The organism is Pantoea sp. BJ2 (assembly GCF_040255075.1).
Taxonomy (GTDB): Bacteria; Pseudomonadota; Gammaproteobacteria; order Enterobacterales; family Enterobacteriaceae; genus Pantoea; species Pantoea leporis.
On record NZ_CP158292.1, the window covers coordinates 2,540,769 to 2,567,433 of the forward strand.

Sequence of the window (26,665 nt, forward strand, 5' to 3'; positions counted from 1 at the left end):
TTGCAATAACCGCTGGATTATAAACCGTTTTTACGTTCTGTCTCAGACCGAAGGGTGATAAGCAAATAACGCCGGCGATCCACCGGTGTGCACGAACAGCAACGGACCTTCACGACGGAAGCGATTTTGCGCAATGCCATCAATTAATCCCGCCATCGCTTTACCGGTATACACCGGATCGAGCATGATGCCTTCCAGCCGCGCCAGCAGTTTCACCGCCGCCATGCCCTCATCGTTTGGCTCGCCGTAACGCGGCGCGAAGTAATCATCCCACAAGGTGATCGGCGCTTTGGCCTGCACTTCGAGCTGCTCTGCCAGCGCGCTGCGAATGCGCTCCACCACCGGCAACTGCGCCTCAACTTTGCGCGACACGGTGACGCCGACCAATTCGGTTTCGGGCAACAGCTGTTCCAGACCCACCGCCAGGCCCGCGTGCGTGCCGGCGCTGCCGGAAGCGACCACCACCGCGGCAAAATCCACCACGCCTTCGCTTTGATGCGCAATCTCCTGCGCGCACTCAACGTAGCCGAGCGCACCGAGCGCATTGGAACCGCCGACCGGCACAATATACGGGCGGAATCCCTGCGCTTCGAGGTGTTCAGCCTGAGCGGCCAGCTGTTCAGTGGGATTGTGCAGCGCATCAACCATGACGATTTCCACATCCATCAAATCAAGCATCAGGCGATTGCCGTTGCTGAGGTAGTTTTCTGACGTTGTGCCAATCGGGTTTTCCAGCAGCGCCACGCACTTCAGGCCGAGCTTCGCCGCCACGGCGGCGGTTTGACGCACATGGTTAGATTGAATGGCGCCCGCCGTCAGCAGCACATCCGCGCCTTCGCGCAGCGCATCCGCAGCCAGGAATTCGAGTTTACGCAGTTTGTTACCGCCGAGGGCCACCGGCGTGAAGTCATCGCGCTTAATAAAGATATCGCGACCAAGATAGTCAGAAAGCCGGGGCAAATGCTCAAGCGGCGTTGGTGCACCGAGTAATTCAAGACGGGGGAACTGGTGCAGAAGATGTAAGGACAATGCAGCCTCCATTCGGGCAATGTGCAGTTATCCATACAGTGTTGCAGAAGATGAGAAAAGTCGCACCCGGAATTCACCGCGTGCTGCCCTTGTTGCTGTCATGCTCGACAACAACAAGGGTGGGATCTCCCTCAGCCCTGCTGCCAGCCTAAAAACTGGTCATATTTGCGCAGTGCGATGCGGTAATTGTTATTGCCCGCATCAGGCAGATCGTTCTCCAGACATTCATGCCAGCTATTGCCCCGTAAACGATCGGCCGGGAAATTTTTTGCCTTCAGCATGTCATCAAGCCGACGCAAACGTACCACATACTCACGTATGGTACTGTGGCTCATCTCGGTCTGCTCAAACAGGTATTGCTTAAACGCCATAATGTCGAAGTAATTCGGATGGGTATTACAAAATATATCGCTGCAGAAACGACACAAGGCGGTCAATTCTGGCTGGAGTTTCATCCACACCTGATCGTCAATCATTTGGTCCATGCGTGCGATGGCCTCTTTATTGATGATCTGGCCGCGAAAGACTAACGCCATACGATCTAAAACTTTGCCACAGTGTGAACAATTGCTTTGGCTGTGCTTATAGTCTTTAAGATAGCGACTTAACGGTCTGGCTTTAACTTTGGCTCCCATTGCTGAGTCCCCGGTTTTATTGTTTTTTTCGATCGCCAGGAACTGAGACTGTTAGCGCGCCCCCGATAATCGGGCACGCAGGCGTTTGATCGCCTGACTGTGCAGTTGACTGACGCGGGATTCCCCCACTTCCAGCACCGCGCCAATCTCCTTCAGGTTCAGTTCTTCCTGGTAGTACAGTGTGAGCACGAGTTTTTCACGTTCAGGCAAGGCCTCAATCGCTTCAATCACGCGGTCACGTAGGTTTCCTTCCAACAACTGATGAAGCGGGTTGGCTTCCTCATGCCCCTCCGTCACCAGCTCCGCACTGTCGCCGTGTTCTTCCCGATACTCGTCGTAGGAAAAGAGTTGGCTGTTGTTGGTATCGAGCAGAATCTGCCGATACTCCTCCAGCGAAACATTCAGTCGCTCAGCCACTTCCTGCTCAGTAGCCGAGCGCCCCAACGCTTGTTCTACCTGATGCATGGCACCTGCCACTTCGCGCGCATTTCTGCGTACGCTGCGTGGTGCCCAGTCGCGACTGCGCAGCTCATCCAGCATTGCTCCCCGGATACGCTGCACGGCGTAAGTGGTAAAGGCGGTGCCCTGTAGCGCATCGTAGCGCTCCACGGCATTTAATAAGCCAATGCCACCGGCCTGCAGCAGATCGTCAAGCTCAACGCTGGCTGGCAAACGAACCTGCAGGCGCAGCGCTTCATGCCGCACCAGAGGAACGTAGCGCTGCCAGAGCGAATGTTTATCCATCACGCCATCGGCGGTATAGAGATCGTTCACGTTGACTACCCTGCGTTAGTAAAGTTATCGGCATGATTATCCAATTCTGTAGGGGTTTTGATTGGCAGAATAGGCGGGCAAAAGCGAGGTTATTTCAAATTTGTTATGGATGGCGGTGGATCGCACCGCCATCCGCGCGGGCGTTAGCGCAAATTACGCAGTCTTTCCCGCGTGCCAGGCGGCACCGCGTCCCATAATGCGCAAACTTTGCCCTCAAGTGCCTGATAAAAAGGGGTAATCAACGCTTCAGTTTCCAGCGCAGGATTAAACAGCACCTGACCGGTTTCCGCGTTGATGCTTATCATTTTGTTGATAAACAGCCGCTGCAGGTCGCTACGCAGGAATAAGCCGTTATCGGCGCTGTTATCCGCCAGAAAGCCCTCTTCGTTCTCTTGCGTGTCGATGTAACAGGCTTCCACCCACGGCCAGCTGTGACGTTCGGTCAGCTGCGTGCCGGTGATAATGCAGGCGCCGTAGCGCGCTTTTACCGCCGAGGTGAACTCCGCCTGGCTGGAGCGCTGTAGCACTTTGGCTTTCACGCGGCGTCCGACTTCGGTGCCGGGCATCACGCCGCTCGGCACTTTGTATTGCGGCGTGCTCAACACCACCAGAAACTGGATTTTGCGCGACAGCGGGAAGCACGGATGCGCCTGCGCATCGAACAGCTGCCAATACTCATCCTCTTCGGTCTGCCGCATCAGCACCAGCTTAAAGCCCCGGCTGTTGAGCAGATTCTGCGCCGCTGCCGAATTGGGATCGAGCATGGCAAACACCTGGGTTTCGCCGACCACTTTCCAGCGCCCTTCTTTACGCGCTTCGTCGTTGCGCCGGAAGTAGAGAAACGCCTGCTGGTTTTTCAGGTAATGCTCAAAGCGACGCAGATAGTTTTTGCGCTCGTTGTCGTCCGAGACAAACAGCAGATCCTCGATCGGGCTGTTGATCTCCTCCTGCGCGAACAGCGCGCGGATCACCAAATTGCGAAAGCTGGTCGACGGGCTCAGCAACCCGCGTGCGGTAAGCTCTTTCTCGTCGGGATGCTGCTGCGTGTAGCGCAGGGCAATCTCTTCGAAGGTCAGTAGCTCACCCGGTAACAAGTCATAATTGAAGCGCATAGACACCCCAGAAACGGAAAAATGTGGTTCAAAAATTGGAATGATTCTGAAGGGAGTTATCGGCAGATTGGGCATGGACTGTAACAGTCCTGTTACTTTTTCGGGGTTATAGGGTGGTGAGGGAAATTAGAGATTAGCCGATCACACGATTTGCATTACGGCAGCAGAAAAATCTCATTCTTTTGCTAAGAGCTCATCATGTGACTTATTTTAGCAGTGACTGGTTGTCTGATTAAAACGCCCTTTAAATCCTAAAGGGCGTTTGATAAATCATCTAGCTTACGAAATTAACGCTGCTTCTCAAACAAATACGTTGCAGTAGCGTTGAAACGCTTCGTTGCCAAATAACCAAATTTGGAAAGGAATACAGATATGGCCTCAAATTCTGGCGGCGTACCTGCTTCGGCATAAATTACAGGGCTATGCCGCTCTAATGTTTTGACCGCACCGCCCAGCACTTCCATTTCCATTCCTTCAACATCGATCTTTATGACAGAAATAGAATTTTCCGGTTCATCCTTCACCATTGAATCTAACGTCGCGATTCTGATGCCACCACTCTCACTCACTTGCAGTTTTGTCATGCCTATGTTCTTGGCATCTACCGCCCCCAGTTTGGCTGTCGTTTCATAACTGCCTAAGCCCATTTGGAACGCTGTAACCTTGTGATTCAAATGATTTAGCGCGATATTTGTCGACAGCGTGTCATAAACCTCATCTTGAGGTTCAAATGACATGACCTTTTTCGCACCGCAGAACAGGCCAAAATAGACAGAATGGTTTCCAATGTTCGCACCAATATCGAGAATCGTTGAACCCAGTTTAGTTCTCGCCGCAATATCCGCCAGCATTTCAGGTTCATAGAAACGCCGATTAGACTTAATGACGTTTTGGATAAAATCTTGCTGATTAGGCAAGTTCATATGAACCAATTTGTTGCCGTGAGCGAAAGTGAATGTATCAATCATTGCAGGCAATTCATCATTAAGCTGATGCGCATCCTCACTGATGAATCCATAGTGTGAAATCATCTTAGCGATGTTTTTATCATTCTGACCATTCGATAGATTGCTGTGCCAAAGTGCATCATCCGACGTACCTTTCCATTCGCGGACATCCATTTCACCACCTACAACCTTAAATTTAGCGCCATTCAATCGGCACATCCAATAAAGCCATATATCGTCTGTTTGAGGTGCCAATTTTTCAAAAAGCTTCTCATCTGTCACATCATGGTGGAAACAGTGAGGCGGGTACAATGTACCAAATCCAGTCGTCGGGAATATCAGCCCAGAACGAACGGAACTGTCAGAATATTGCCATTCCCACTTTTTATAATCTACTGGCATTCCAGCACTATCAAGGCGTGCTTTGTGAGCACGATAGGCAACGACTGTCTTGTAATCACCATCCCAAGCCGAGACAATTTTCTCCAGCCAGTCAGACTGATATGCCAAATCATCATCCGCTGTGACAATGAATGCATTAGCATCTTCAACCAACATAGGGACAATTTTTTTATACGACTTAATATCACCGCAATATTTTATCTCAACGCCTTTACTTTTAAACTTAAGCACATCATCAGGAACTATGGCACGTTCCGACTCGGCGATCCACAGAACAATACGGTCAGGACGAACTGACTGATTAATCAAACATTGCAATGTCATATGTAACGTAGCAAAACGTTTGTGATACGAAGTTAAACTAACGATTAACTTTTTTGGTAGCGAGTGCAAAGGCACTTTAACACCATTTAAAGAGTCTGATTTGGCTGCAGGGATAGCTTCATCAGCATAGAGTTTTGCACGGTCAACAGAACTAATTTTCAATACTTGGGCAACAACATCATGCATCTGATATCCAGCATGAAGGATAAACGCCAATTTTTCACGCTGTTCAAAGCTTAAATGATTCATACGTTGAGTCGTTGGTATAAACAAAATTTGAGCCGAAATCATTTTAGATGATGGCAACGACTTTTGTACATTAATCATAACTGGTTGAGCGTATTCAACATCGGTGAATGTATGAAAGCGGAAGCCCAACTCTTTCATTATCTCTTCAATTTGACTGAATGACAGTTGATCTTTATGAGTTTGTTCAAAGCGATATTGAACATTAATAAATAAGCAACTCGTCAATACACGTTTACCATGAGAAAATACAGCCTTGAGGTCTAGTGAGTTATCTACTGAGAACCATTCCAGACGGTCCAACCCATGAATTTCATCCAGTTTAGATGATGGGAATTTTACTTCAGTTAAGACTTTCTGCGCAGTCCATACGTCGTTTGCATCAGCGGAACCTAGTGCGGATAAATCACTACTAAACTGAGCATCAAGGCACATGAAGAATGGCTTTTCTTCACCATTACTTAGCAAATGCGCCTTGATATGCTGGATATCTTTTTTGCGTAACGGCAAGTGCTTGTCTTCCACCACTGACAACGGATCCATAATGACCGCATGAATAGCATCAATTGATGTCAAATCGATAAACTTGGCACTTCGCGCCAACCAACCGCCGTAATCCATCATTAAGACTTTACCGGACAGCTGAAATTCAAAGTCTTGAACTTTTACCGGCTGTTGTTCCAAATTTTGCTGAACAGGATGTTGCAAGGTTATTGGTTGCATGTCATCCAGGAAAAAGGGGGCGCTGGTTTCGCTGAGGCTTAACGCCTCTGGCGCTTTGCCTTCACAGTAACGCTGCCAAATGGCGCGCATAGCATCGGAGAAATGCTTAGCAAAGCGTTTACCATCACACACTGGCGATGCTAATAGTATTTCGCGCATATGATGTCGAATGATGCCGAGGCTTTTTGGGTCTTTGGCTAAACCAACCGCAATATTAATGTATTGCTCCCAGCTTTCTGCAACCAGTTCCGGCATACCTGCATTGATTAAATGTGATGCCGAATGACGACCAGCAAATGTTGGCCCAGGTAAAGTAACAACGGGAACCCCCATCGCCATTGCTTCGCAAGTCGTGAGACCACCAGAATAAGGCCAAGGATCCAAGGCAATATCAACGCGATTATAACTAGCAAGCAATTCTTTATGTGGGGCATACCCCTCTAGAATTACTCGCTCGCGGCATATCCCATTGTTTTCCAGAATAGTCCAAACACGCTCGCACATTACTTTGACATCAAAATTAGAACTTTTTAATAATAAACGAGAGTCTGGCACAAGCTGTAATAATTTAGCCCATTGTTTTAAGAGCTCATCATTAATCTTTGATCCGTTATTAAAACACCCAAAAGTGATGTAGCCAGCAATGTTGACGGGGCCTTCATTTACAGGAGGAAGATAGTAAGGTGGGTCATAGCAAATATAATCCCCCGGCATGCGAATTAACTTTTCCGAATATTGAGCATCAACGTTTTCAGGGGTTTCTATATGGTCACTCAAAAGATAATCCATACCGACCAATGCGGTAGAACTAATCAACCCACCAACCCATTTGATTTGTATGGGTGCAGGTTGTTGCATAAAGACCATCATTTTGCTGTTTGCATTATAGCCACAAAGGTCAAATAGGATATCAATATTATCTTCTCTAATTCTTTTATTTATAGCGCTATCTGATAGTCCTTCAATGACTTTCCAATCCTTTGCAATACTTTTTATTTTATTAGTAACATGGTCTTCTTTGAAATTAGTGCTATATACATAAATTTCAATGTGTGCATCAGAGATATTCGAAAGCCCTGTGGTTATCATGTTTCCGACAGGGTGAGATCGAAAACCATCAGAAACCAAGCCAATCCTTAATTTTTTATTAGGAGAAATATTTTTTGATATTGCTCGATCGATTTTCCCATCAAGCTTGAATTTACCTTGCCACTCTTTACATAAAGAAAAAATGCTGGAAGCTGTGGATGCGGGATCATAATGCGCACCAACAATTTTATTAAAATACGGAGTGGTATGGTTAGGTTGTAATTTTATTGCATTATCATAGGCTTCATTCATCTTATCGAAATCAGCCAAGCTCTGATAAAGCATACCAAGATTACTCCAAAGCACATCGTTATTTGGCTGCTCTTGAGTAAGCTCGAAATATTCTTTCACTGCTAGATCATATTTTTTACTTTGTTGTAATACCGCCGCTCTTAACGTTTTAAATTTAAATGAATCATTAGAATTCAAACGTTGAATAGCTTTATTTAGAAATATTTCAGCTTCATCCAATCTTTCATTTCGAAAAAGAAGCTCTGCCATACCGTTTAAAGCTTCATCAAAATTTTCATTAATATCAAATGCTCGATTAAATGCAATCTCTGCATCACTCATCCTGCCAAGCTTGGCAAAGGCGCGCCCCTTTACAGACCAAAAAAGTGGATTATATTTTAATTCATTAATCAGCGGAAATACAATGGCCAGTGATTTTTCTGGATTTTCATTAAGAAGCTCTACTGCTTCTCTTAATTTAAGCAAACTCTCTTTTTCATGTTCAAGGGTTCTTGTTTTCGCGTCGTTTTTTTTCATAATTGCTTAATTCCAAATGATTTTTCAATATTTAGGTAAAAGCTAAGCATTCACCTCGCATTGTCATCATTGTAATAAGCACAAAAAAAAATAACGGGTATAATACCCGTTATTTTTAGTGCTAATTAAGCGGATTGATGCTTTAGATTTACTGCAGCAGAGACAACACGTTTTGTGGAACCTGGTTAGATTTAGACAGTACCGAAGTACCCGCCTGCTGCAGAATTTGCGCACGGCTCATGTTGGAAACTTCAGTCGCGTAGTCTGCGTCTTCGATACGGCTCTTCGCAGCAGTGATGTTGGTTACAGTGCTGTTCAAGTTGTTAACCGTAGATTCGAAGCGGTTCTGACTCGCACCCAGTGAAGAGCGAAGTGAGTCAACGTTAGAAATAGCGGTGTCAATTTTCGCCAGCAGGTCAGTGCCTACAGTAACAGTTGCATCAACAGCCGCACCGGAAGTAGTTGCGGCTGTGCCAGCAGTAAATGTCAGAATACCAATGGTACCTGCAGAAGTTTTACCGGTTGACGATTCTGTAACAGAAGTCATACCAGCAACACCTGAGAACAGAGTCTTGGAATCAATTTTCTTCAGTGAAATACCGATTTTTTCGCCATCCTGCGCACCAACTTGAATGTTCAAAGTCGTATCAGCAGTTAAAACTTTAGTGCCGTTGAAGCTGGTCTGCGCTGATACACGGTCGATTTCTTTCAAACGGTCAACAATTTCATTGTTGATTGATACTAAGTCGTCTGAAGAGTTAGTACCGTTTTTCGCCTGAACAGTTAATTCACGCACACGCTGCAAGTTGGTGTTAATCTCGTTCAAAGCGCCTTCAGTGGTCTGCGCAAGTGAGATGCCGTCGTTGGCGTTACGTGAAGCCTGGGTCAGGCCTTTAACTTGTGCATTCATACGGTTGGCAATTGCCTGACCAGCAGCATCGTCTTTCGCGCTGTTGATACGCAGACCAGAGGACAGACGCTCGATCGCAGTGCTCAAAGAGGACTGAGATTTGTTCAGGTTGTTCTGAGTAACCAGTGAAGAAATGTTGGTATTGATAACGGCCATGATAACAGTCCTTTAAAGAGGTTTAGTTAGTTGAAACACGCTTGGCGCATCTCGCAGTCAAAAAGGGTATCGGCACGGTTTTCACAGGCTTTAGAAAAAAATACAAAATAATAAATACTCAATACTATTCAATAGGTTAAATAGAAACATCGTCGACAATTCATTTCATCGATGTTAACTCATCATCGCTCAATCACGTTTTTTTGTTCGCAGCCTTCTTTATTATCACTTCCTTTTATAGATCTACACATCAGCCTTGAGTGGCTAACGCTATCGTCAGAAACAGGAATAAATCACGCGTCAACTCTGCCCATTAGGAAATTCAAATAGAGGTAAACTTCTGTTTCGACTTGCCGATAAAACCAGAACATTTAATCGTTCGAGGAACGTGTCATGGCTACGATTAGCAATCTGGGTGTGGGTTCAGGTCTGAACCTCAGTGATTTGTATGACAGTTTAGAAACGGCTGAAAACTCAAAACTTACGACAATCACGACGCAACAAACCAAGTATCAAAGCAAGATTACCGCGATTGGTCAGCTACAAAGCGCATTGGCTTCACTGCAAACTGCGACTGATAAATTAAAAAGTGTTGATACTTTCAACGCAACCGCCGTCACCAGCAGCAATACCGCTTTCAGCGCGACGACAGCAAGCGGTGCGGTCGCCGGTAGCTATAGCATTAATGTTAGCCAGATTGCCGTAGCGCAGACGCTGATTTCACAGCCGATTACCGATGCTTCTAAGCTGGGCAGCACAACCGGCACATCACGCACTATCACGATTTCACAAGGTAGCGGTGATCCGGTCAACATTACATTGTCAGACAGCGAAACCTCGCTCAGCAGCGTGGTGAAGGCCATTAACAACAGCGGTGCTAACGTCTCTGCCACTACCATTAAAGGCAGTGACGGTAACTATCGTCTGCTGCTGAGTTCAAAAGAAACCGGCACGGATAATGACATTACGTTGACGGTCACCGGCGACGATACTTTGCAAGCGGCGATTGGCTATGACAGCACGGCCAGCAGCAATGCGATGTCAGTGCAAACCGCCTCGCAAAATGCCAAGTTAACAGTCAATGGCATTGATGTTGAAAGTGACAGCAACACAATCTCCGATGCGCTCGAAGGCGTGACGCTGACGTTGAAAGCGAAATCCACCAGCGATGAGTCATTAGTCGTTGATAAATCGGTTGATTCGGTGAAAACCGCAATTACAAACTTTGTGACCGCTTACAACAAAGTGCGTTCGGTGATTGGTAGCGTGACCAAATACACCGCCGTTGATGCCGGTGCCGATCAATCGACCTCCAATGGTGCATTGCTCGGTGATAACACAGTGCGCACGGTGTCGAACCGTTTGAGCAGCCTGTTGACCGAAGCACAGAGCGGCGGCAGCTTTGCCATTCTGGCGCAGATGGGCATTACCATCGATCCCTCTGTATCCGAATCAGGTGTCACCGGTAATTTGGTGATTGATGACACTAAATTGACAGATGCATTGACCAGCAACGCCCAATCTGTTTCTCAATTCTTTGTGGGTGATGGTGAAAAGACCGGCCTTGGTACACAACTGAGCAGTACTTTGAGTACCATGCTGAGCACTAGCGTTGGCAAAGAAGGCATTATTAAAACCGCCACCGACGGTTTCAACACTCAAATAGATGAGTTGGCCGATCGTTACACCAAGATGCAAGCGACCATTGAAGCCACAATGGCACGTTATAAAACACAATTTACTCAACTCGATACGTTGATGTCGCAGCTGAATGCCACATCATCTTATCTGACGCAGCAGTTTTCCTCGACAAGCAGCAGTAGCAGCAGTAGTTAAGGAGCAACGTAATGTACAGCCAGTCAGGTGCCAGCACCTACGCGCGGTTGGGCGTCGAAAGCGCTGTAATGAGCGCCAGCCAAAACCAACTCGTGGTGATGCTTTTCGACGGTGCGCTGAGCGCTATTGTTCGCGCGCGCTTGTTTATGCAAGAAGGTAACATTGAAGGCCGCGGGATATCCCTATCCAAAGCGATCAATATTATCGATGGCGGTTTGAAACAAGGGTTAGTGGAAAATGCGGGTGACGAGTTATCCGATAACCTGCTTTCTCTGTATGACTACATGATCCGTCGCTTGGTAAGTGCCAATCTGCACAATGATGTGGGCGCAGTGGAGGAAGTTGAAGGTCTTCTGCGCAATATCGCTGATGCCTGGAAAGAAGTCGTACAACCTCAACACCTTCAGGACGCCGTTTAATGAATATTGCACCGCCACTGATTACCGTTTACCAACAGTTACTCGACCTCAGCCACGGAATGCTGCGTTTGGCAGCAGACGGCGAATGGGATGATTTGATTACCAAGGAAGTGGACTATGTCAGTGCGGTGCAAAGACTGGCGCAAACAACCGAAGCCGCCGCACCGTCGCGCCAGCTGCAAGAGCAGCTGCGTCCGGTGTTACGCCATATTCTCGATAACGAGAGCGAAGTGAAACGTCTGTTGCAGTTGCGTATGGACGAATTGACGCAGCTGGTGGGCCAGTCATCGATGCAGAAATCGGTGATGAGCGCGTATGGCAAGCAAGGTAGTGTGTATTTGCCGCAGGGTTGATTCGTTGCAATGAACTGCATAAAAAACGGGTGGGAAGCTATCTTCTCACCCGTTTTTTTCGATTTCCAGGTCGCCATAAATGGCGACCCTACGGGCAGAATATGTAGGGTCGCCATTTATGGCGACCTGGGAATTACTGTGCCGGCTTAGACGACACCGTAATTGGGCGCATAATCTCTGGCTCGATATTCTGAATCACCGCCTCATTCGGACGCTTCGCCACTTCTTCCAGCGCCTGCTGGCACTCAACGGTTGGGCGATCCACTTTACGCAGTCTCAATCCATCGTAACGCAGCTCACCGTTCTCTAGCACCAGCGGCATCACGCGCACCTGACGCGTCACGTTAACCCAGTCATCGCCCAGACGCGTTAATTTGCCCGGTTTGGCAATCACGCGCTGCCACTGACGGCAATCCAGCGTGTCGCCCTCGGCACCAATAATCAGGCTGCCCATCGCTTGCTTGCTGATCAGCTTGCTTTGCGGCCCCACGGTTTGCCAGTTGCCCTGCAGCTCCAGCGGTGCCGGGGTTTTCACCGCCTGGTCATAATTGCTGATCTGCGCACAGCCACTCAGCGCCAGCGCGGCCACTATCATCCACTTTTTCATTCTCGGTCCCTACACTCGCATCAATGGCGGCTACGTTATAATTTTTCCCGCAGGTTGCGCAAGGTATCTACTGCGCGCCGCATGATTTTCCTCAAGCTGCTCACTTCTGCGCCGATAACTCTTCTGGAGTTAAAAGTGCCTGTAAAAACAATAATGACCGATTACACACTCACCTTCGTTACGGAGAATCCCGTTATGCGATTGACCCTTCGCGCGCGTCTGACATCGATTGTTGGCCTGCTGTGCATTTTACTGATTGTTGCCGCCATCTGGGGAATCATCGGCCTGCGCGCCGCCGACCAACGGGCGCAAAACGCCTATCAGAATGAGCTGTTACCGCTGCAATATTCATCCCGCCTGTATCGCATGGTGCAGGAACAATCCGCGACCCTGTTCGATGCCCTGCGCTACTGGACCGACAGCAGTGAAGTGGAGAAACGTCTGGCGCGCATCGCGCAGTACGGCGAGCAGATAGCCAAAGACCGCCAAACCTGGCAGCAGCTGTCGTTTGATGCGCAAACCAAACCGCTTAGCCAGCAATTCATCAGCCATCTCGATGGCTGGCAAACCGCGCTGAAAGATGCCGGTGAACTGCTAAAGGGCGGCAACCCGTCCGGCGCGCTGGTGGTGATTGAAACCCGCCTGCGCAGCGGCAGTCAGCTGCTGCAACAGGACATCGATCAGCTTGATGCGTTAATGCGCCAGCATGCGGAGCTCACCTATCAGCAGAGCAACAGCGATTACCAGCTGGCGCGTAACAGCCTGATTATCATATTGCTGGTCGGGCTGAGCGTGGCGCTGGTGTTTGGCTGGCTGCTGATCCGCTCGATCAACCGCTCGATTGCTCAGGCACGCGAGCTGGCCGAATCGATTGCGGCCGGTGAACTGAACCATGATATCGGCAGCGTTTCGCGCGATGAGATGGGCGAACTGATGCAGTCGCTGCTGCGTATGGATGTGCGTCTGGCGGAGATCGTGCGCGACGTGGGCGAAAGCGCCACTGCGCTGAGTGATGCGGCGCGTCAGATGGCCGATGGCAATGACGATCTCTCTGAACGCACCCATTCGCAGGCCAGCTCGCTGGAACAGACCGCCGCCAGCATGGAGCAAATGACCGCCACGGTGAAACACAACGCCGATAACGCTGCGCAGGCCAACGAACTGGCCACCGACGTGCGTCATCAAGCCGAACGTGGCAGCAGCGTGTTGCGTGATGCGGTTAGCGCGATGGAGGAGATCGAATCTTCCAGCAAACGCATCGCGGATATCAACGGGTGATCGATGAGATCGCCTTCCAGACCAACCTGCTGGCGCTCAACGCGGCTGTCGAAGCAGCGCGCGCGGGCGAACAGGGGCGCGGCTTTGCCGTGGTGGCGTCCGAAGTGCGTCAGCTGGCGCAGCGATCCGCTGGAGCCGCGCACGAGATTAAAGCGTTGATCGATGCCAGCGTGGGTAAAGTGGAAGCCGGCAGTGCGCTGGTGCAGCGTTCCGGCGCGATGCTCAATGACATCAATCTGGGCGTGGCGCGCGTGGTGGATATTGTCGGGGAAATTGCCGTAGCCAGCCGCCAGCAATCCAGCGGCATTGAACAGGTCAACACCGCAGTGATTCAGATGGATGGCGCGACGCAGCAAAACGCCTCGCTGGTGCAGGAAGCCAGCGCCGCCAGCCAGACCGTCAGCGAACATGCCGGATTGCTGGTGGAGAAGATGGCCTTCTTCAACCTGCAACAGCGCTAAGGAGCGAAATGATGCGTAAACTTCTCGCGATAATGGCGGCGTTGCCGCTGTTGAGCCACGCCGCGACCACGCTGAATATCGCCACCATCGCCAACGGCGATATGACCATCATGCAGCAGCTCGCCACGCGCTATGAGCAGGAACATCCTGACGTCAAACTGCAATGGCATGTGATGTACGATGGCGCGCTGCGTCAGGCGGTGCTGTCGGCGATGAATAGCGGCCAGGCGCAGTTCGATGTCATCACCGTCGGCACCTATGAAGCGCCGCTGTGGGGTGAAAAAGGCTGGCTGGCGCCGCTCAATAAGCTGCCCGCCGATTACGACAGCGATGATCTCATCGCGCCAGTGCGCAAAGCGCTGTCGTTTCAGCAAACGCTTTACGCCCTGCCGTTCTACGGTGAAAGCAGCATGACCTATTACCGCAAAGATCTGTTTGCGCAGAAAGGGTTAACCATGCCCGATAATCCCGACTGGACCGATATCAAAAACTTCGCCGCCAAACTGACTGACCCGCAGAAAGGCATTTACGGTTTGTGCCTGCGCGGCCAGCCTGGCTGGGGCGATAACGTGGCGTTCATGACCACCATGGCGAATGCCTATGGCGCGCAGTGGTTTGATGAAAACTGGCAGCCGACGCTCAACTCGCCGGAGTGGCGCGAGGCGCTGGGGGATTATTTGCAGGTGGTGAAGCAGGATGGACCCGCGGATACGGTGAAAAACAGTTTCGGCCAGATTCTGCGCCTGACTGCGCAAGGCAAATGTGCCATGTGGATCGACAGTACGGTGGCAGCCGGTTTGCTGGTGAATCCGCAGATCTCTTTAGTCGCCGATAAGCTGGCCTTTGCGCCTGCGCCGGGCGGCATAACGCGTAACGGCTCCAATTGGTTATGGTCGTGGGCGCTGGCGGTACCGGCGAATACGCCGAATCGCGAGGCGGCGATTGCCTTTATTAGCTGGGCGACGTCAAAACAGTATATCCAGCAAGTGGCCGATACCGTCGGCTGGGGCGCGGTGCCGCCGGGCAGTCGCAATTCGACGTATCAGCAGGCGAGCTATCAGCGCCTGGCGCCGTATGCCGCGCAGGTGCGTGCGGCGATTGATTCGGCTACCGTCGAGCAGCCGACGCTCAATCCGGTGCCTTATCAGGGCGTGCAGTACGTGAGTATTCCCGGATTTGATCAGATGGGTAACGCCGTCGGGCAGAATCTGGCGGATATGCTGAGCGGTAAACTGACGCTGGATGAAACGCTGGCAAAGAACCAACAAGATGTGACGCGGATTTATCAGCAGATGCATTGATAGGCGGTGATCACAAGTTGCACATACCGTAGCGGCGCGCTTTATCGCGCAGTAAATTGCGCCGCTACGATGCCCATGTTCTGTAAGATCGGAAACTGACAAGGCCACATGCGCGCGTTACACTAGCGCGCAAGTTGATACGCAGGAACACCGAATGAAAACCCCAGAAGAGTATTACGCTCAGGCGCGCACGATGTTTTTCGCCGCTCACCCCGATTTCCAGTCTGCACTGGATGAACTCACCGAAAGCGATGCCCGCCAGGCGAACCTGTCATTAGCGCAGTTACGCGACTGGCATGCAGAACGTATTTATGCCGCATTTTTGCGTCAGAAGAAGCTGGATGGCATGTTGTTTTCCATTCAGCTGGCGGAGCCCGATAAAGCCGTCGCCGCGGATGCCATTGAAAAGTATCTGAAATCTCACGCGGAAGCCTTAGGCATGACGTGGGAAGAGTTCTGCATCAAAAACGAGTTGTAATCGGCCACGCACTGAAACGGCATCAAAGATGCATCGCCAACCACACAAAATGTTCAGGAAAAAGTTGTACAAGTTGAGAAAACTTGTATAACTTACTCATCACGACGTCAGTCGTAGATTGTCCTTGAACGAATGGTGCTGTTGCACCGCCTCTGGAAGTGTTGCTGGATTTCCACTTCCAGAGGTAATATTTTTTCTTACCCTTCCCGCTCAATCCCTTTTACTTCGATATAACTTGCCACCGCCAGCAGACGATTGACGTGGGTCAGCAGCAGATCAACATCGGACTGTAAAAATTCCTGCGATGCGCGCGAAGCGGTAACAATTGCCTCCTGCACCGTATCGGAAATAGTCAACGAGTTATTCTCTTTCGCCTGAATCAGCAGCGCGGCAATCAATAACGACTGCGCCTCTACCTGCGCCACCAGCTCTTTTGCTTCCACATCCATTTTTGCCATTTTCAATAAGATATCGATAACCAGTTGGCGCATATTTACCCCTGTTTTTATTTACAGTACTATATCGCACCCGATCCAATGAATGGAACGACCCTGATGTTTGTGGAGTTGATTTACGATAAGCGTAACGTGGCCGGATTACCGGGTGCACGCGAGATGATTTTGCAGGAGTTGGAAAAGCGTGTACAGCGCGTCTTTCCCGATATTGAGGTGCGCGTCAAACCGATGGAGCGTAACGCAATAGATACTGATATGAGTAAGAACGATAAAGCGACAGTTGCGCGGATTGTTGAAGAGATGTTTGATGAGGCGGAAATGTGGCTGGTGGCCGATTAGGCCACCAGTACGCTAGGCGCTTAGCTTTCCTGCTCAGCATGGTTGATGGCGATTTCGAGATCCTGAATCGCCGCATCAATGTCATCCAGCAGCTTGCCCTGCTTGTTCAGCAAGGTGTCGAAGCGTCCCGCGTATTCGGTGTCTTTATACTCACCCGCATCAAACGCCAGCCAGTGGCCAGATAGCGTCTCAGTGTTGGTCTGCGCGTAGTGGCGCATCTCTTTAAGCTGGGAGGTGACATCACGCAAGTATTCAGTTTTGGTTTTTACAGTTTCTGTATCACTCATGCTATCTTCCTTTTCGCTTAATAAGACGATTTAAATAACGCTTGAATGATTAAATGTAGTGCAAAATATCGAAGCTGCCTTAGGAATAATCGGAAGTGACTAAAACCTGTTAGTAAACAGGGGACATCCCGGTCCCCGATGCTGAGTCGTCAGGCATTACAGATACTTCCTCGCCAGATCAATCAGCTCACTTTTCGCGGCATCGCCCAGTTTGATTACGCCCTGCTCGACAAAGCTAAACGCTCTGACGAAATCCTTCACCCCTTCTGAGAACGCCTGAGTTCCGTCGTGGCTCTGCGCCGTTGCGGCGGCTGGTGGCGCATCGGCTGCAGCGGGAGCAGCGATGTCCGGTTCGTTGGGCGGCGCAACTTCGGCAGGCGCAGGCGTTGCCGCCTCAGGCGCGGCAGTGGCCGCCGCCTGCGCGGGTGCAGCGGTTATCGCCTCGGGTGCCGTAGCCGGTGGAACTTCAGCTTGTGCCGCTGCCGCTGCGGGCGCAACTTCAGGTGCAGCAACGGGCGTGGCGACTTCGTTGGCGAAATCTTCCGCTGGTGACGATGCGATGGTGCTGGTTGGATTGATGACAGTTTGATCGCTCATAATGCTCTCCTTCATACTGAATAAAGATCGCAGTCGGGCAAGACTGGCTGCAATCCACGGGGTAATTCGCATGATGCCCTCCTTAACGCTTGGGTTGAGGTGGCGACTTATCTCCTTCTGCCGGTTTCCCTTTGTCAGCCGGATTGCTGACCGGGTGCTTCACGGTGCCATCGAGCTTGTTCTGCAGCGCCACCAGCTGGCTGGTAAGCTCCGCCACGCGTGCTTCACGTCGTTCCGATATGGTTCGATATTGCTGTCGAATCTCTTCAACACGCTGATTGGCGCTGTTACTGACGAACAGGAATAGCACCGTCATCGCCACGCACATCAAAGACAACATCAGCAAAAAGCCGCCGAAGAACAGTTGGCGCCGATGGTTTTTCACTACGTACTCACTGTTTATCTGCATCATCACGACTCTCCTCCAGAGTGGTAATCAGTTGGTTAACCTGGCTGCGAAACTTCTCGCTGTGCTCGGCTTCCGTGGTGGCCAGCAAAATGCTCAGGGCGTTTTTTATCAGCCGCAGATCGGTTTCCAGCGAAGAGATACGCCGCAGGTTTTTGTCATGTCGGATGCGCAATTCATCGTTTTCCTGGCGCATCAAGGCGTGACCCTCTTTGAGCAGCATTACCTGTTCTTTGTAACTGGTGATGATCTCCCCACCGGCACGATTGCTGGTGACGATAGCGGCGATACCCGCCATTAACGGTTTCCAGAACACAGCTGCTGCGCCGCCGCCGAGAAGCAACGCACCTACGCTGGTGACTAAACTACTTTCCATGCTTCACCTCTCACCCCTGGCAAGGGATGTGCCCCATAAGCACGCTGACCACCCTTGCCAGCTTCGCGGTCAACGCCTGAATTTAAGTTTACTTTAACTTATGAATTTAAGTATACTTAAGTCGTTCCTTCAGGAGATGTCAAGATGATGAAAAAAGAATCTTCCGGTGAGCGCATCCGGGCACGACGTAAAGCACTACAGTTGACGCAGCAGGCGCTGGCCCAAAGCATTGGGGTGTCGCATGTGGCTGTATCGCAGTGGGAAAAAGAGGAAACCGTACCGCGTGGCGAAAATTTGCTGCGGCTCGCGCAGTGGCTGCAATGCACGGCGGCATGGATTATCGACGGGGATGGCGAAGTGTTTGCCACCCACGCCAAAGCCGCACCGGTTGCGGCGGTACCATTGATTAGCCTGGCGCAAGCGTCAGCGTGGTTGAGCGAGGAACGGTTGTTGCTCAAACAGCAGGCTGCCCACTTTCTCTACAGCGAGAGTCAGTTGAGCGATGGCGCGCTGGCGGTCACGATAGACGATCAGGCGATGCAGCCCGATTACCGGCCCGGTGACAAAGTGATTTTTGATCCTGACGTTCAGCCGCAGCCGGGCGATGTGGTGCTGGCGCTGGTGGATGGCGTGGCACGAGTGCGCATTTATCGCCTGCAAACGCAACAGCAGGATGAGCAGATCTTCACATTGCGCGCGTTAAATGATGACTTTCCGCAGCTGCATTCGGCGGAATCGGCGCTAGAAATTATCGGCACGCTGATGGAGTTGCGACGTTACCGAAGCGGCTAGCCGCTTCGCTTAAGCTGTTATAATAAAAAAAGTTTAGCCTGATCGCGGGAAGCTATGGACAGACCCCGCGGTAAGGCTGCTAATCTAGCCGCAAAATAATAAATTATCCGGACAATCTCGATGCTCACCACAATTATTTACCGCAGCCATCTGCACGATCACGTGCCAATCAAAACGCTCGAAGATATGGTTGCTAAAGCCAATAGCAAAAATAAAAACTTCGACGTTACTGGCATCCTGCTGTTCGACGGCCTGCACTTCTTCCAGCTGCTGGAAGGACCGCGTGAGTCCGTTCAGGGCATATACAAGCGTATTTGTCAGGACGCACGCCACCATAATCTGGTGGAGTTAATGCACGACTTCGCGCCTGAACGCCGTTTTGGCAAAGTCGGCATGGAGCTGTTCGATCTGCGCGAGCATGACAAGGACAATGTGCTGCAAGCTGTGCTGGATAAAGGCACCTCGCGTTATCAGCTCACCTACAAAGATCGCGCGCTGCAGTTTTTGCGTACCTTCGTGGTGGCGCGCGACAAAGAGAACTACTTCGAGATCCCGCCAGCCAATACCTGGGAATTTGTTCCGGATATTGAATGGCAGAACGATCTGGAGGGTATCGATCAGAGCCTGCAGGATTGCCGCTTTGCTTTTCAACCCATCATTGATCCCTTCGCGCGCCGCGTCACTTCGTTTGAAGCGCTGATCCGCACGCCAAACGGTGGCTCACCCGATGAGTATTTCTCCGCGTTTGGCGGCGAAGCGATTTATCACGCGGATATCAAATCGAAACGTCTGGCCTTTCGCGTGGCGAGCAAACTGGGGATTGGCGAGCATCGTCTGTCGATCAATCTGCTGCCGATGTCACTGGTGACGGTGCCAAACGCGGTGGAATTCCTGCTTACTGAGATCAACGCCAGCGGGCTGGTGCCGCAGCAGGTGATTGTCGAAGTGACCGAAAATGAGATCATTTCGCGCTCGGATGAATTTGCTGCCGAAGTGAGAAAGTTGAAAGCGGCAGGTATCAGCCTCGCGCTGGACGATTTTGGTGCCGGTTTTGCTGGCTTGTCGCTGTTATCAAAATTCCAGCCGGACAAAATCAAAATCGATCGCGAGCTGATCCGCGATGTGCACAAAAGCGGACCGAAGCAGGCGATCATGCACGCCATCATTAAGTGCTGCGCATCGCTGGAGATTGCGGTGATTGCCGAAGGTGTCGAGCAAGCTGAAGAGTGGATGTGGCTGGAAGCCGCAGGCATTAGCCAGTTCCAGGGTTTCCTGTTTGCTTATCCGCTGCTGAATGGATTCCCGGCTGTTGCATGGCCGGAGATTAAATAGTGTTGGTCGCCATGCATGGCGACCCCACCAATCAGTAATACGTTACCTCAATATTGCCATACTGCTTATCAATCACGTTGCCTGCCGCGTCAACGCTAATAATGTCGCAATAATAGGGAACGTCGTGTTTGTATTTGCAGACATTACTGACGGTTTTAATTTGGTCATTTCGCTTCACCGTGGTGACCACGTCAGAGATCTTTTTCTTATCTTCTGCTCGCACCGCGGTAGCACGCGACACTTCCGTTCCGGCCTGGGTAATACTCAATACCGCCATTTCACCGGCGCTATTATAAGCGAGGTGAAACGCGGCATCGGAGGCGGGCGATGAGATCTGCTCAACCAAACCCTGTTTGTTATAGGCAATATCCACGGTCATGGTCGGCGTGACTTTCTTCACCATGGCGCAGTTCTTATCCAGCGTCACCACCACGTCCTGACCGTTTTCACTGCCTTTTAATTGGTCGCCATCGAGCGTGACATCAATCACTTCGCCCTGTTTGCGCACCGATTTCACGTGCGTCGGACAGCCGTTGCGGTCGAAATCGACATTCACTTCGAAGATCTGCTGGCCGTCGGCGGTAAACAGCGTTTGATGGGTCGTTTTGACGTTGCCGGGCAGCGCTTCGAATTGATACAAATAGGCAAAGTTTTTCATTTGCGAGTAGTAAGTCGCGTCATCCTTGTCACATCCCGTGAGCAGGACAATAGCGATTAAAAACAGCAGGGTTTTCTTCACGTGAGAATCCTCTTCTCAAAATAAGGCAGCGCGTTTGGCGGTGTACTCACTGTGATGCAGCAACCTTCCCGCCTGATATAACACCATTACCGCGCTGGACTATACCCGAAAGAAATACCCGAAAGAAACTAAACCTGCATGCTCATAATATCGGTATACGCCGACACCAGTTTGTTACGCACCTGCACGCCCATCTGCATGGAAATAGAGGATTTTTGCAGATCGACCATCACATCATTTAACTGGATACCCGGTTTACCCATTTCGAAATCCTGCGCCTGAGCGCGGGCCGTTGTCTGGGTTTCGCTAATCTTGTCGAGTGCTGCTTTCATGGTGGCACTGAAATCGACCTGATTAGTGGACTCCACTTGCTTACCGCTGGCCTGCAGAGACGTCATCTGCAGCTGCTGCAGCACACCCTCAATCGCCTGAATTGACATTGACTGACCCCTATTGAAGAAGTGATTAAATTTTCACGATGAGAAAGTTAACACACTGTCAATAGGACAAAGGCGCTAAATGACCGCAAAAAACCCGGCTTATCCACCCATCGATGTCGCGGCTTTCAACAAATAATGCCTGCCATTAAGTGGAATTTAATTTTTCTCCTCTCCCGATTTTAGGGGAGAAGTCTTCAGGGAGTACGTTTTGTCACCACAACACCACACCCGATCAATAATGTCAGGCAGGAATCGGTCATGAATGCGAGTGCAGCCGCTACACAGGATACAGCTAAGAAAGGCTTCAGTGACCTTCTCGCCCGCCTGCGCGCCAATCCGCGTATTCCCTTAATTATCGCTGCTGCTGCGGTTATCGCGGTGGTGTTTGCGTTGGTGCTGTGGGCAAAAGCGCCAGACTATCGCGTGCTTTATAACAACCTCTCCGATGAGGATGGTGGCGCGATCGTCACGCAGCTGACGCAAATGAACATCCCTTACCAGTTCGCCGATAACGGTGGAGCACTGATGGTGCCCGCCGATAAAGTGCATGAGCTGCGTCTGCGTCTGGCACAACAAGGCTTACCGAAAGGCGGCAACGTTGGCTTCGAACTGATGGACAAAGAGAAGTTCGGGATCAGCCAGTTCAGCGAGCAGATCAACTATCAGCGTGCGCTGGAAGGTGAACTGTCGCGCACCATCGAAACGCTCGGTCCGGTGAAGAGCGTACGCGTGCATCTGGCAATGCCGAAACCGACCTTATTCGTGCGTGAGCAGAAAGCCCCTTCCGCCTCGGTGACGCTGAACCTGCAGCCAGGCCGCGCCTTAGATGAAGGCCAAATTCAGGCCATTCAGCATATGGTTTCCAGCAGCGTGGCCGGTTTACCGCCGGGCAACGTGACCGTTGTCGATCAGGCCGGTCGTCTGTTAACCCGCTCTGACAGCGAAGGTCGCGACCTGAATGACGCGCAACTGAAATATGCGTCTGAAGTGGAAGCGCGCTTCCAGCAGCGTATCGAAGCGATCCTCAATCCGATTGTCGGTCAGGGCAATGTGCATGCGCAGGTGACGGCGCAGATCAACTTCGACCGCAGCGAGCAGACCGACGAGAAATACCAGCCGAACGCCAATCCTAACAACAGCGCGGTGCGTTCACGCCAGACCAGCAACTCCGAACAGAATGGCAGCCCGTATCCAGGCGGCGTGCCGGGTGCATTGTCGAATCAGCCTGCGCCAGCCAATACCGCGCCGGTGACCAATCCGCCAACGAATAACAACAATAATGCCAACGGCCAAAACGCCAACGCGCAAACCGCCAATGCGCAGAATAACGGCAGCACCACCAGCACCGCACAGCCTTCTGGCCCGAGTAGCTCAACGCGCAACGACACGGTGAACTATGAGCTGGACCGCACCATTCGTCATACCAAGCTGAACGTCGGCGATGTGCAGCGCCTGTCGGTTGCCGTGGTGGTGAACTACCGCGACGACGGTAAAGGCAAAGCGGTGGCGCTTAACGAGCAGCAGATCAAGCAGATTGAAGATTTAACCCGTGAAGCGATGGGCTATTCACAAACCCGTGGCGACAGCGTCAACGTGGTGAACTCTCAGTTCAACATGACCGAACCAAGCGGTGGCGACCTGCCATTCTGGCAGCAGCAATCATTCTTCGATCAGCTGATGACTGCCGGTCGCTGGCTGCTGGTGGCGTTGGTTGGCTTCATCCTCTATCGCAAGCTGGTTCGTCCACAGCTGATGCGTAAGAAAGAGCAGGAGAAGGCAGCGGCTGAAGCGCTGGCGGCACGCTCTGCGGCCATGGAAGAAGAAGAAGCCTTTAACGTTCAGCTCAGCAAAGACGAGCTGGATCAGGAGCGTAAATCTACTAACCGCATGAGCGCCGAGGTGATGAGCCAGCGTATCCGCGACATGTCTGAAAACGATCCGCGCGTCGTCGCGCTGGTTATCCGCGAATGGATGAGTAAAGAACTATGAGTCTGACCGGTACAGAAAAAAGCGCCATTCTGATGATGACCATCGGCGAAGAGCGCGCGGCGGAGGTGTTCAAACACCTTAACCAGCGTGAAGTTCAGCACCTGAGTGGCGCCATGGCCAACATGCGCCAGGTTTCACACAAACAGCTGACCGAAGTGCTGCGCGAGTTCGAAGCCGATGCCGAACAGTTTGCGGCGCTGAGCCTCAACTCCAACGATTATCTGCGTTCGGTGCTGATCAAAGCGTTGGGCGAGGAGCGAGCTTCAAGCCTGCTGGAAGATATTCTCGAGAAAAACGAGACCACCAGCGGTATGGAAACGCTCAACTTCATGGAGCCACAGGCGGCGGCCGACCTTATTCGCGACGAGCATCCGCAGATTATCGCCACCATCCTTGTCCACCTCAAACGTGGTCAGGCGGCGGATATTCTGGCGCTGTTCGACGAGCGTCTGCGTCACGATGTGATGCTGCGTATCGCCACCTTCGGCGGTGTCCAGCCGGCGGCGCTGGCGGAGTTGACCGAAGTACTGAATGGCCTGCTCGACGGCACCAACCTCAAGCGCGCGAAGATGGGCGGCGTGAGAACCGCAGCAGAAATTATCAACCTGATGAAAACCCAGCAGGAAGAAGCGGTTATCGAAGCAGTACGCGACTTCGATGGCGAGCTGGCACAGAAGATCATCGACGAGATGTTCCTGTTCGAAAACCTGGTGGAAGTGGACGACCGCAGCATCCAGCGTCTGTTGCAGGAAGTGGAATCCGAGCAGTTGCTGGTGGCATTGAAAGGTGCCGAACAGCCGCTGCGCGAGAAGTTCCTCAAAAACATGTCCGCCCGTGCGGCCGATATCCTGCGCGACGATCTGGCCAACCGGGGTCCGGTACGTATGTCGGCGGTGGAGAACGAGCAGAAGGCCATTCTTCTGGTGGTGCGCCGCTTAGCAGAATCCGGCGAGATGGTGATTGGTGGTGGCGAGGAAACCTATGTCTGATGCCTTTTCCGCCCGCGCGTGGCAGCGCTGGCAGCCTGATGATTTAGGCAGCCCGTTCGGTGCCGAACCGGAACCTCAGTTAGAGGAGCCGGAGATCGATGTCGAACTGAGCGCCGAAGCGGAACAGCAGCAACAGCTGGAACGCATGCAGCAGCAGATGCGCAAAGATGCGCAGACGCAAGGCTACAGCGAAGGCTATCAGAAAGGTTTCGCCGAAGCGCAACAGAACGGTTATGACGCCGGTTTCCAGCAAGGCTTAGCCGATGCGCAGCAGCAGCAAGCGCCGCTGCAGGCACGTATGCAGCAGCTGGTGACTGAGTTCCATCACACGCTCGAAGCACTCGACAGCGTAATCGCTTCACGTCTGATGCAGCTGGCGCTGGAAGCCGCGCGCACGGTGATTGGCCAGGCCACGCAGGTTGACGGCACCGCCCTGCTGCGTCAAATCCAGCAGCTGATTCAGCAGGAACCGATGTTCAGCGGCAAACCGCAGCTGCGCGTCCATCCGGACGATCTGCAGCGCATTGAGCAGACGCTGGGTCCAACGCTCGATCTGCACGGCTGGCGCTTGCTGGCCGACAGCACGCTGCATCCTGGCGGCTGTAAGCTTAGCGCCGAAGATGGCGACCTTGATGCGAGCGTGGCAACACGCTGGCAGGAGCTGTGCCGCCTGGCCGCTCCGGGGACACTGTAATGACCTCCTCACGCCTTTCACGCTGGCTCGGCGCGCTCGACGCCTTCGAAGAACGCATTTCACAGGTACAAACCGTGCGTCGTTACGGTCGCCTGACGCGCGCCACCGGCTTAGTGCTGGAAGCCACCGGCCTGCAGCTGCCGCTCGGTGCTACCTGCATTATTGAACGTACCGATGGCAGCAAGATCACTGAAGTTGAAAGTGAAGTGGTCGGCTTCAACGGGCAGAAACTGCTGATGATGCCGCTGGAAGAAGTTGACGGTATTTTACCGGGCGCACGCGTTTATGCGCGCGTCAGTGGCGACAGCGGGCACAGCGGCAAACAGATGTTGCTGGGCCCGGAACTGCTGGGTCGCGTGCTGGACGGCAGCGGCAAACCCCTCGACGGTTTACCCGCGCCGGAAACCGGCTATCGCGCCCCGCTGATCACCGCACCGTTCAACCCGCTGCAACGTACGCCGATTGAAGATGTGCTGGATACCGGCGTGCGCGCCATCAATGCCCTGCTCACCGTGGGTCGCGGTCAACGTATGGGCCTGTTCGCCGGTTCCGGCGTCGGTAAAAGCGTGCTGCTCGGCATGATGGCGCGCTACACCAAAGCCGACGTGATCGTGGTGGGGTTGATTGGTGAACGTGGCCGTGAAGTTAAAGAGTTCATTGAAAATATTCTCGGTGCCGAAGGCCGTGCGCGTTCGGTGGTGATCGCCGCGCCGGCGGACGTCTCGCCGCTGCTGCGTATGCAGGGTGCCGCCTATGCCACGCGTATCGCTGAAGATTTCCGCGATCGCGGCCAGCATGTGCTGCTGATTATGGATTCCCTCACCCGCTACGCCATGGCGCAACGTGAAATCGCACTGGCCATCGGTGAGCCGCCGGCGACCAAAGGGTATCCGCCTTCGGTGTTCGCCAAACTGCCCGCGCTGGTGGAACGTGCCGGTAACGGTACGCACGGCGGCGGTTCAATCACCGCCTTTTATACCGTGCTGACCGAAGGCGACGATCAGCAAGATCCGATTGCCGACTCGGCGCGTGCGATTCTCGACGGCCACATCGTGCTGTCGCGCCGTCTGGCGGAAGCCGGTCACTATCCGGCAATTGATATCGAAGCGTCAATCAGCCGCGCCATGACCTCATTAATTGATGAGACGCACTACGCGCGCGTGCGTCAGTTCAAACAGTTGCTCTCCAGCTTCCAGCGCAACCGCGATCTGGTGAGTGTGGGGGCGTATGCCGCAGGCAGCGATCCGATGCTGGACCGCGCCATCAAGCTCTATCCCGAGATGGAAGCCTTCCTGCATCAGGGCATTTTCGAACGCAGCGACTACGACGATGCCTGTTTGCATCTGCAGGCGATGTTCGGTTAACGCCAAACGAGGTTAAGT

The 26,665-nt window shown here is 52.0% G+C and carries 28 protein-coding genes; 14 read left to right on the forward strand and 14 right to left on the reverse strand.

Features of this window, described 5'->3' with window-relative positions; translation table 11 throughout:
- Positions 1-42 precede the first annotated feature (42 nt).
- The 6 genes from AAF463_RS11865 to AAF463_RS11890 all read right to left on the reverse strand — a co-directional run bounded on the left by AAF463_RS11865 (position 43) and on the right by AAF463_RS11890 (position 9,115).
- The gene (locus AAF463_RS11865) at positions 43-1,029 is read right to left on the reverse strand and encodes a D-cysteine desulfhydrase (protein ID WP_137386027.1); all 987 of its coding nucleotides are present in this window, start codon (positions 1,027-1,029) and stop codon (positions 43-45) included.
- 131 nt (positions 1,030-1,160) lie between these two features.
- Entirely contained in the window at positions 1,161-1,664 is a 504-nt protein-coding gene (gene fliZ, locus AAF463_RS11870) for a flagella biosynthesis regulatory protein FliZ (protein ID WP_007891377.1), read from the reverse strand.
- Positions 1,665-1,715: 51 nt separating this feature from the next.
- A complete protein-coding gene (locus tag AAF463_RS11875) occupies positions 1,716-2,438 on the reverse strand; it encodes an RNA polymerase sigma factor FliA (RefSeq protein ID WP_007891379.1) in 723 nt (240 codons plus the stop codon).
- Between the two features lie 143 nt (positions 2,439-2,581).
- Complete coding sequence (locus tag AAF463_RS11880) at positions 2,582-3,550, reverse strand: HNH endonuclease signature motif containing protein (protein ID WP_101764045.1); 969 nt, start codon at positions 3,548-3,550, stop codon at positions 2,582-2,584.
- 287 nt (positions 3,551-3,837) lie between these two features.
- Positions 3,838-8,049 (reverse strand): FkbM family methyltransferase, encoded by a 4,212-nt coding sequence (locus AAF463_RS11885; protein WP_350260834.1) that lies wholly within the window; start codon positions 8,047-8,049, stop codon positions 3,838-3,840.
- Between the two features lie 148 nt (positions 8,050-8,197).
- Positions 8,198-9,115: a flagellin gene (locus AAF463_RS11890; RefSeq protein ID WP_350260835.1), complete on the reverse strand. Its 918-nt coding sequence runs from the start codon at positions 9,113-9,115 to the stop codon at positions 8,198-8,200.
- Between the two features lie 393 nt (positions 9,116-9,508).
- Here AAF463_RS11890 and fliD point away from each other — a divergent pair, with 393 nt between their 5' ends.
- The 3 genes from fliD to fliT are packed head-to-tail and all read left to right on the forward strand — an operon-like array spanning position 9,509 to position 11,723.
- Positions 9,509-10,951, forward strand: coding sequence for a flagellar filament capping protein FliD (fliD, locus tag AAF463_RS11895; protein ID WP_350260836.1), 1,443 nt, complete (start codon positions 9,509-9,511; stop codon positions 10,949-10,951).
- Between the two features lie 11 nt (positions 10,952-10,962).
- Positions 10,963-11,370: a flagellar export chaperone FliS gene (fliS, locus tag AAF463_RS11900; RefSeq protein WP_350260837.1), complete on the forward strand. Its 408-nt coding sequence runs from the start codon at positions 10,963-10,965 to the stop codon at positions 11,368-11,370.
- Positions 11,370-11,723: a flagella biosynthesis regulatory protein FliT gene (fliT, locus tag AAF463_RS11905; RefSeq protein WP_049852573.1), complete on the forward strand. Its 354-nt coding sequence runs from the start codon at positions 11,370-11,372 to the stop codon at positions 11,721-11,723. The genes fliS and fliT overlap by 1 nt, the downstream gene beginning before the upstream one ends.
- 133 nt (positions 11,724-11,856) lie before the next feature.
- On the opposite strand, the gene yedD is transcribed toward fliT, so the two are convergent.
- Positions 11,857-12,330: a lipoprotein YedD gene (gene yedD / locus AAF463_RS11910; RefSeq protein WP_350260838.1), complete on the reverse strand. Its 474-nt coding sequence runs from the start codon at positions 12,328-12,330 to the stop codon at positions 11,857-11,859.
- Between the two features lie 195 nt (positions 12,331-12,525).
- Between yedD and AAF463_RS11915 the strand changes: the two genes are divergently transcribed.
- The 4 genes from AAF463_RS11915 (at position 12,526) to AAF463_RS11930 (ending at position 15,848) form a co-directional block, all read left to right on the forward strand.
- Positions 12,526-13,608, forward strand: a complete 1,083-nt coding sequence (locus tag AAF463_RS11915; RefSeq protein ID WP_350260839.1) for an MCP four helix bundle domain-containing protein — start codon at positions 12,526-12,528, stop codon at positions 13,606-13,608.
- On the forward strand, positions 13,605-14,069 hold the full coding sequence (locus AAF463_RS11920; protein ID WP_350260840.1) for a methyl-accepting chemotaxis protein: 465 nt from the start codon (positions 13,605-13,607) through the stop codon (positions 14,067-14,069). Before AAF463_RS11915 ends, AAF463_RS11920 begins: the two co-directional genes overlap by 4 nt.
- Before the next feature lie 8 nt (positions 14,070-14,077).
- A complete protein-coding gene (locus tag AAF463_RS11925; protein WP_350260841.1) occupies positions 14,078-15,370 on the forward strand; it encodes a sugar ABC transporter substrate-binding protein in 1,293 nt (430 codons plus the stop codon).
- 154 nt (positions 15,371-15,524) lie between these two features.
- Positions 15,525-15,848, forward strand: coding sequence for a DUF6388 family protein (locus AAF463_RS11930; protein WP_101764036.1), 324 nt, complete (start codon positions 15,525-15,527; stop codon positions 15,846-15,848).
- A 197-nt stretch (positions 15,849-16,045) separates the two neighbouring features.
- Here the strand turns inward: AAF463_RS11930 and iraP are convergent, their stop codons facing one another.
- On the reverse strand, positions 16,046-16,339 hold the full coding sequence (gene iraP / locus AAF463_RS11935; protein ID WP_061717593.1) for an anti-adapter protein IraP: 294 nt from the start codon (positions 16,337-16,339) through the stop codon (positions 16,046-16,048).
- Positions 16,340-16,402: 63 nt separating this feature from the next.
- Here iraP and AAF463_RS11940 point away from each other — a divergent pair, with 63 nt between their 5' ends.
- Positions 16,403-16,642 (forward strand): DinI-like family protein, encoded by a 240-nt coding sequence (locus tag AAF463_RS11940; protein WP_101764035.1) that lies wholly within the window; start codon positions 16,403-16,405, stop codon positions 16,640-16,642.
- Between the two features lie 20 nt (positions 16,643-16,662).
- Here the strand turns inward: AAF463_RS11940 and AAF463_RS11945 are convergent, their stop codons facing one another.
- The 4 genes from AAF463_RS11945 to AAF463_RS11960 form a co-directional block, all read right to left on the reverse strand.
- Positions 16,663-16,929, reverse strand: a complete 267-nt coding sequence (locus tag AAF463_RS11945; protein WP_217546284.1) for a hypothetical protein — start codon at positions 16,927-16,929, stop codon at positions 16,663-16,665.
- Positions 16,930-17,085: 156 nt separating this feature from the next.
- On the reverse strand, positions 17,086-17,526 hold the full coding sequence (locus AAF463_RS11950; protein ID WP_350260842.1) for a hypothetical protein: 441 nt from the start codon (positions 17,524-17,526) through the stop codon (positions 17,086-17,088).
- An 82-nt stretch (positions 17,527-17,608) separates the two neighbouring features.
- A complete protein-coding gene (locus AAF463_RS11955; RefSeq protein ID WP_192233531.1) occupies positions 17,609-17,938 on the reverse strand; it encodes a hypothetical protein in 330 nt (109 codons plus the stop codon).
- Entirely contained in the window at positions 17,919-18,308 is a 390-nt protein-coding gene (locus AAF463_RS11960) for a hypothetical protein (protein ID WP_110866415.1), read from the reverse strand. Before AAF463_RS11960 ends, AAF463_RS11955 begins: the two co-directional genes overlap by 20 nt.
- Before the next feature lie 144 nt (positions 18,309-18,452).
- Between AAF463_RS11960 and AAF463_RS11965 the strand changes: the two genes are divergently transcribed.
- Entirely contained in the window at positions 18,453-19,100 is a 648-nt protein-coding gene (locus AAF463_RS11965) for a S24 family peptidase (protein ID WP_217546280.1), read from the forward strand.
- Between the two features lie 120 nt (positions 19,101-19,220).
- Positions 19,221-20,432 (forward strand): diguanylate phosphodiesterase, encoded by a 1,212-nt coding sequence (locus AAF463_RS11970; protein WP_350260843.1) that lies wholly within the window; start codon positions 19,221-19,223, stop codon positions 20,430-20,432.
- A 31-nt stretch (positions 20,433-20,463) separates the two neighbouring features.
- On the opposite strand, the gene AAF463_RS11975 is transcribed toward AAF463_RS11970, so the two are convergent.
- On the reverse strand, positions 20,464-21,171 hold the full coding sequence (locus AAF463_RS11975; RefSeq protein WP_350260844.1) for a YnfC family lipoprotein: 708 nt from the start codon (positions 21,169-21,171) through the stop codon (positions 20,464-20,466).
- Positions 21,172-21,299: 128 nt separating this feature from the next.
- On the reverse strand, positions 21,300-21,611 hold the full coding sequence (gene fliE / locus AAF463_RS11980; RefSeq protein WP_154189968.1) for a flagellar hook-basal body complex protein FliE: 312 nt from the start codon (positions 21,609-21,611) through the stop codon (positions 21,300-21,302).
- A gap of 258 nt (positions 21,612-21,869) precedes the next feature.
- On the opposite strand from fliE, the gene fliF reads away from it, so the two are divergent.
- Genes fliF through fliI form a run of 4 tightly spaced genes read left to right on the forward strand, consistent with a single transcriptional unit; the run spans position 21,870 to position 26,647 of the window.
- Complete coding sequence (fliF, locus tag AAF463_RS11985; RefSeq protein WP_350260845.1) at positions 21,870-23,600, forward strand: flagellar basal-body MS-ring/collar protein FliF; 1,731 nt, start codon at positions 21,870-21,872, stop codon at positions 23,598-23,600.
- Positions 23,597-24,589 (forward strand): flagellar motor switch protein FliG, encoded by a 993-nt coding sequence (gene fliG / locus AAF463_RS11990; protein ID WP_101763955.1) that lies wholly within the window; start codon positions 23,597-23,599, stop codon positions 24,587-24,589. Before fliF ends, fliG begins: the two co-directional genes overlap by 4 nt.
- On the forward strand, positions 24,582-25,283 hold the full coding sequence (gene fliH / locus AAF463_RS11995) for a flagellar assembly protein FliH (RefSeq protein WP_137386041.1): 702 nt from the start codon (positions 24,582-24,584) through the stop codon (positions 25,281-25,283). Before fliG ends, fliH begins: the two co-directional genes overlap by 8 nt.
- On the forward strand, positions 25,283-26,647 hold the full coding sequence (fliI, locus tag AAF463_RS12000) for a flagellar protein export ATPase FliI (RefSeq protein WP_008105395.1): 1,365 nt from the start codon (positions 25,283-25,285) through the stop codon (positions 26,645-26,647). The genes fliH and fliI overlap by 1 nt, the downstream gene beginning before the upstream one ends.
- Positions 26,648-26,665: the final 18 nt, after the last annotated feature.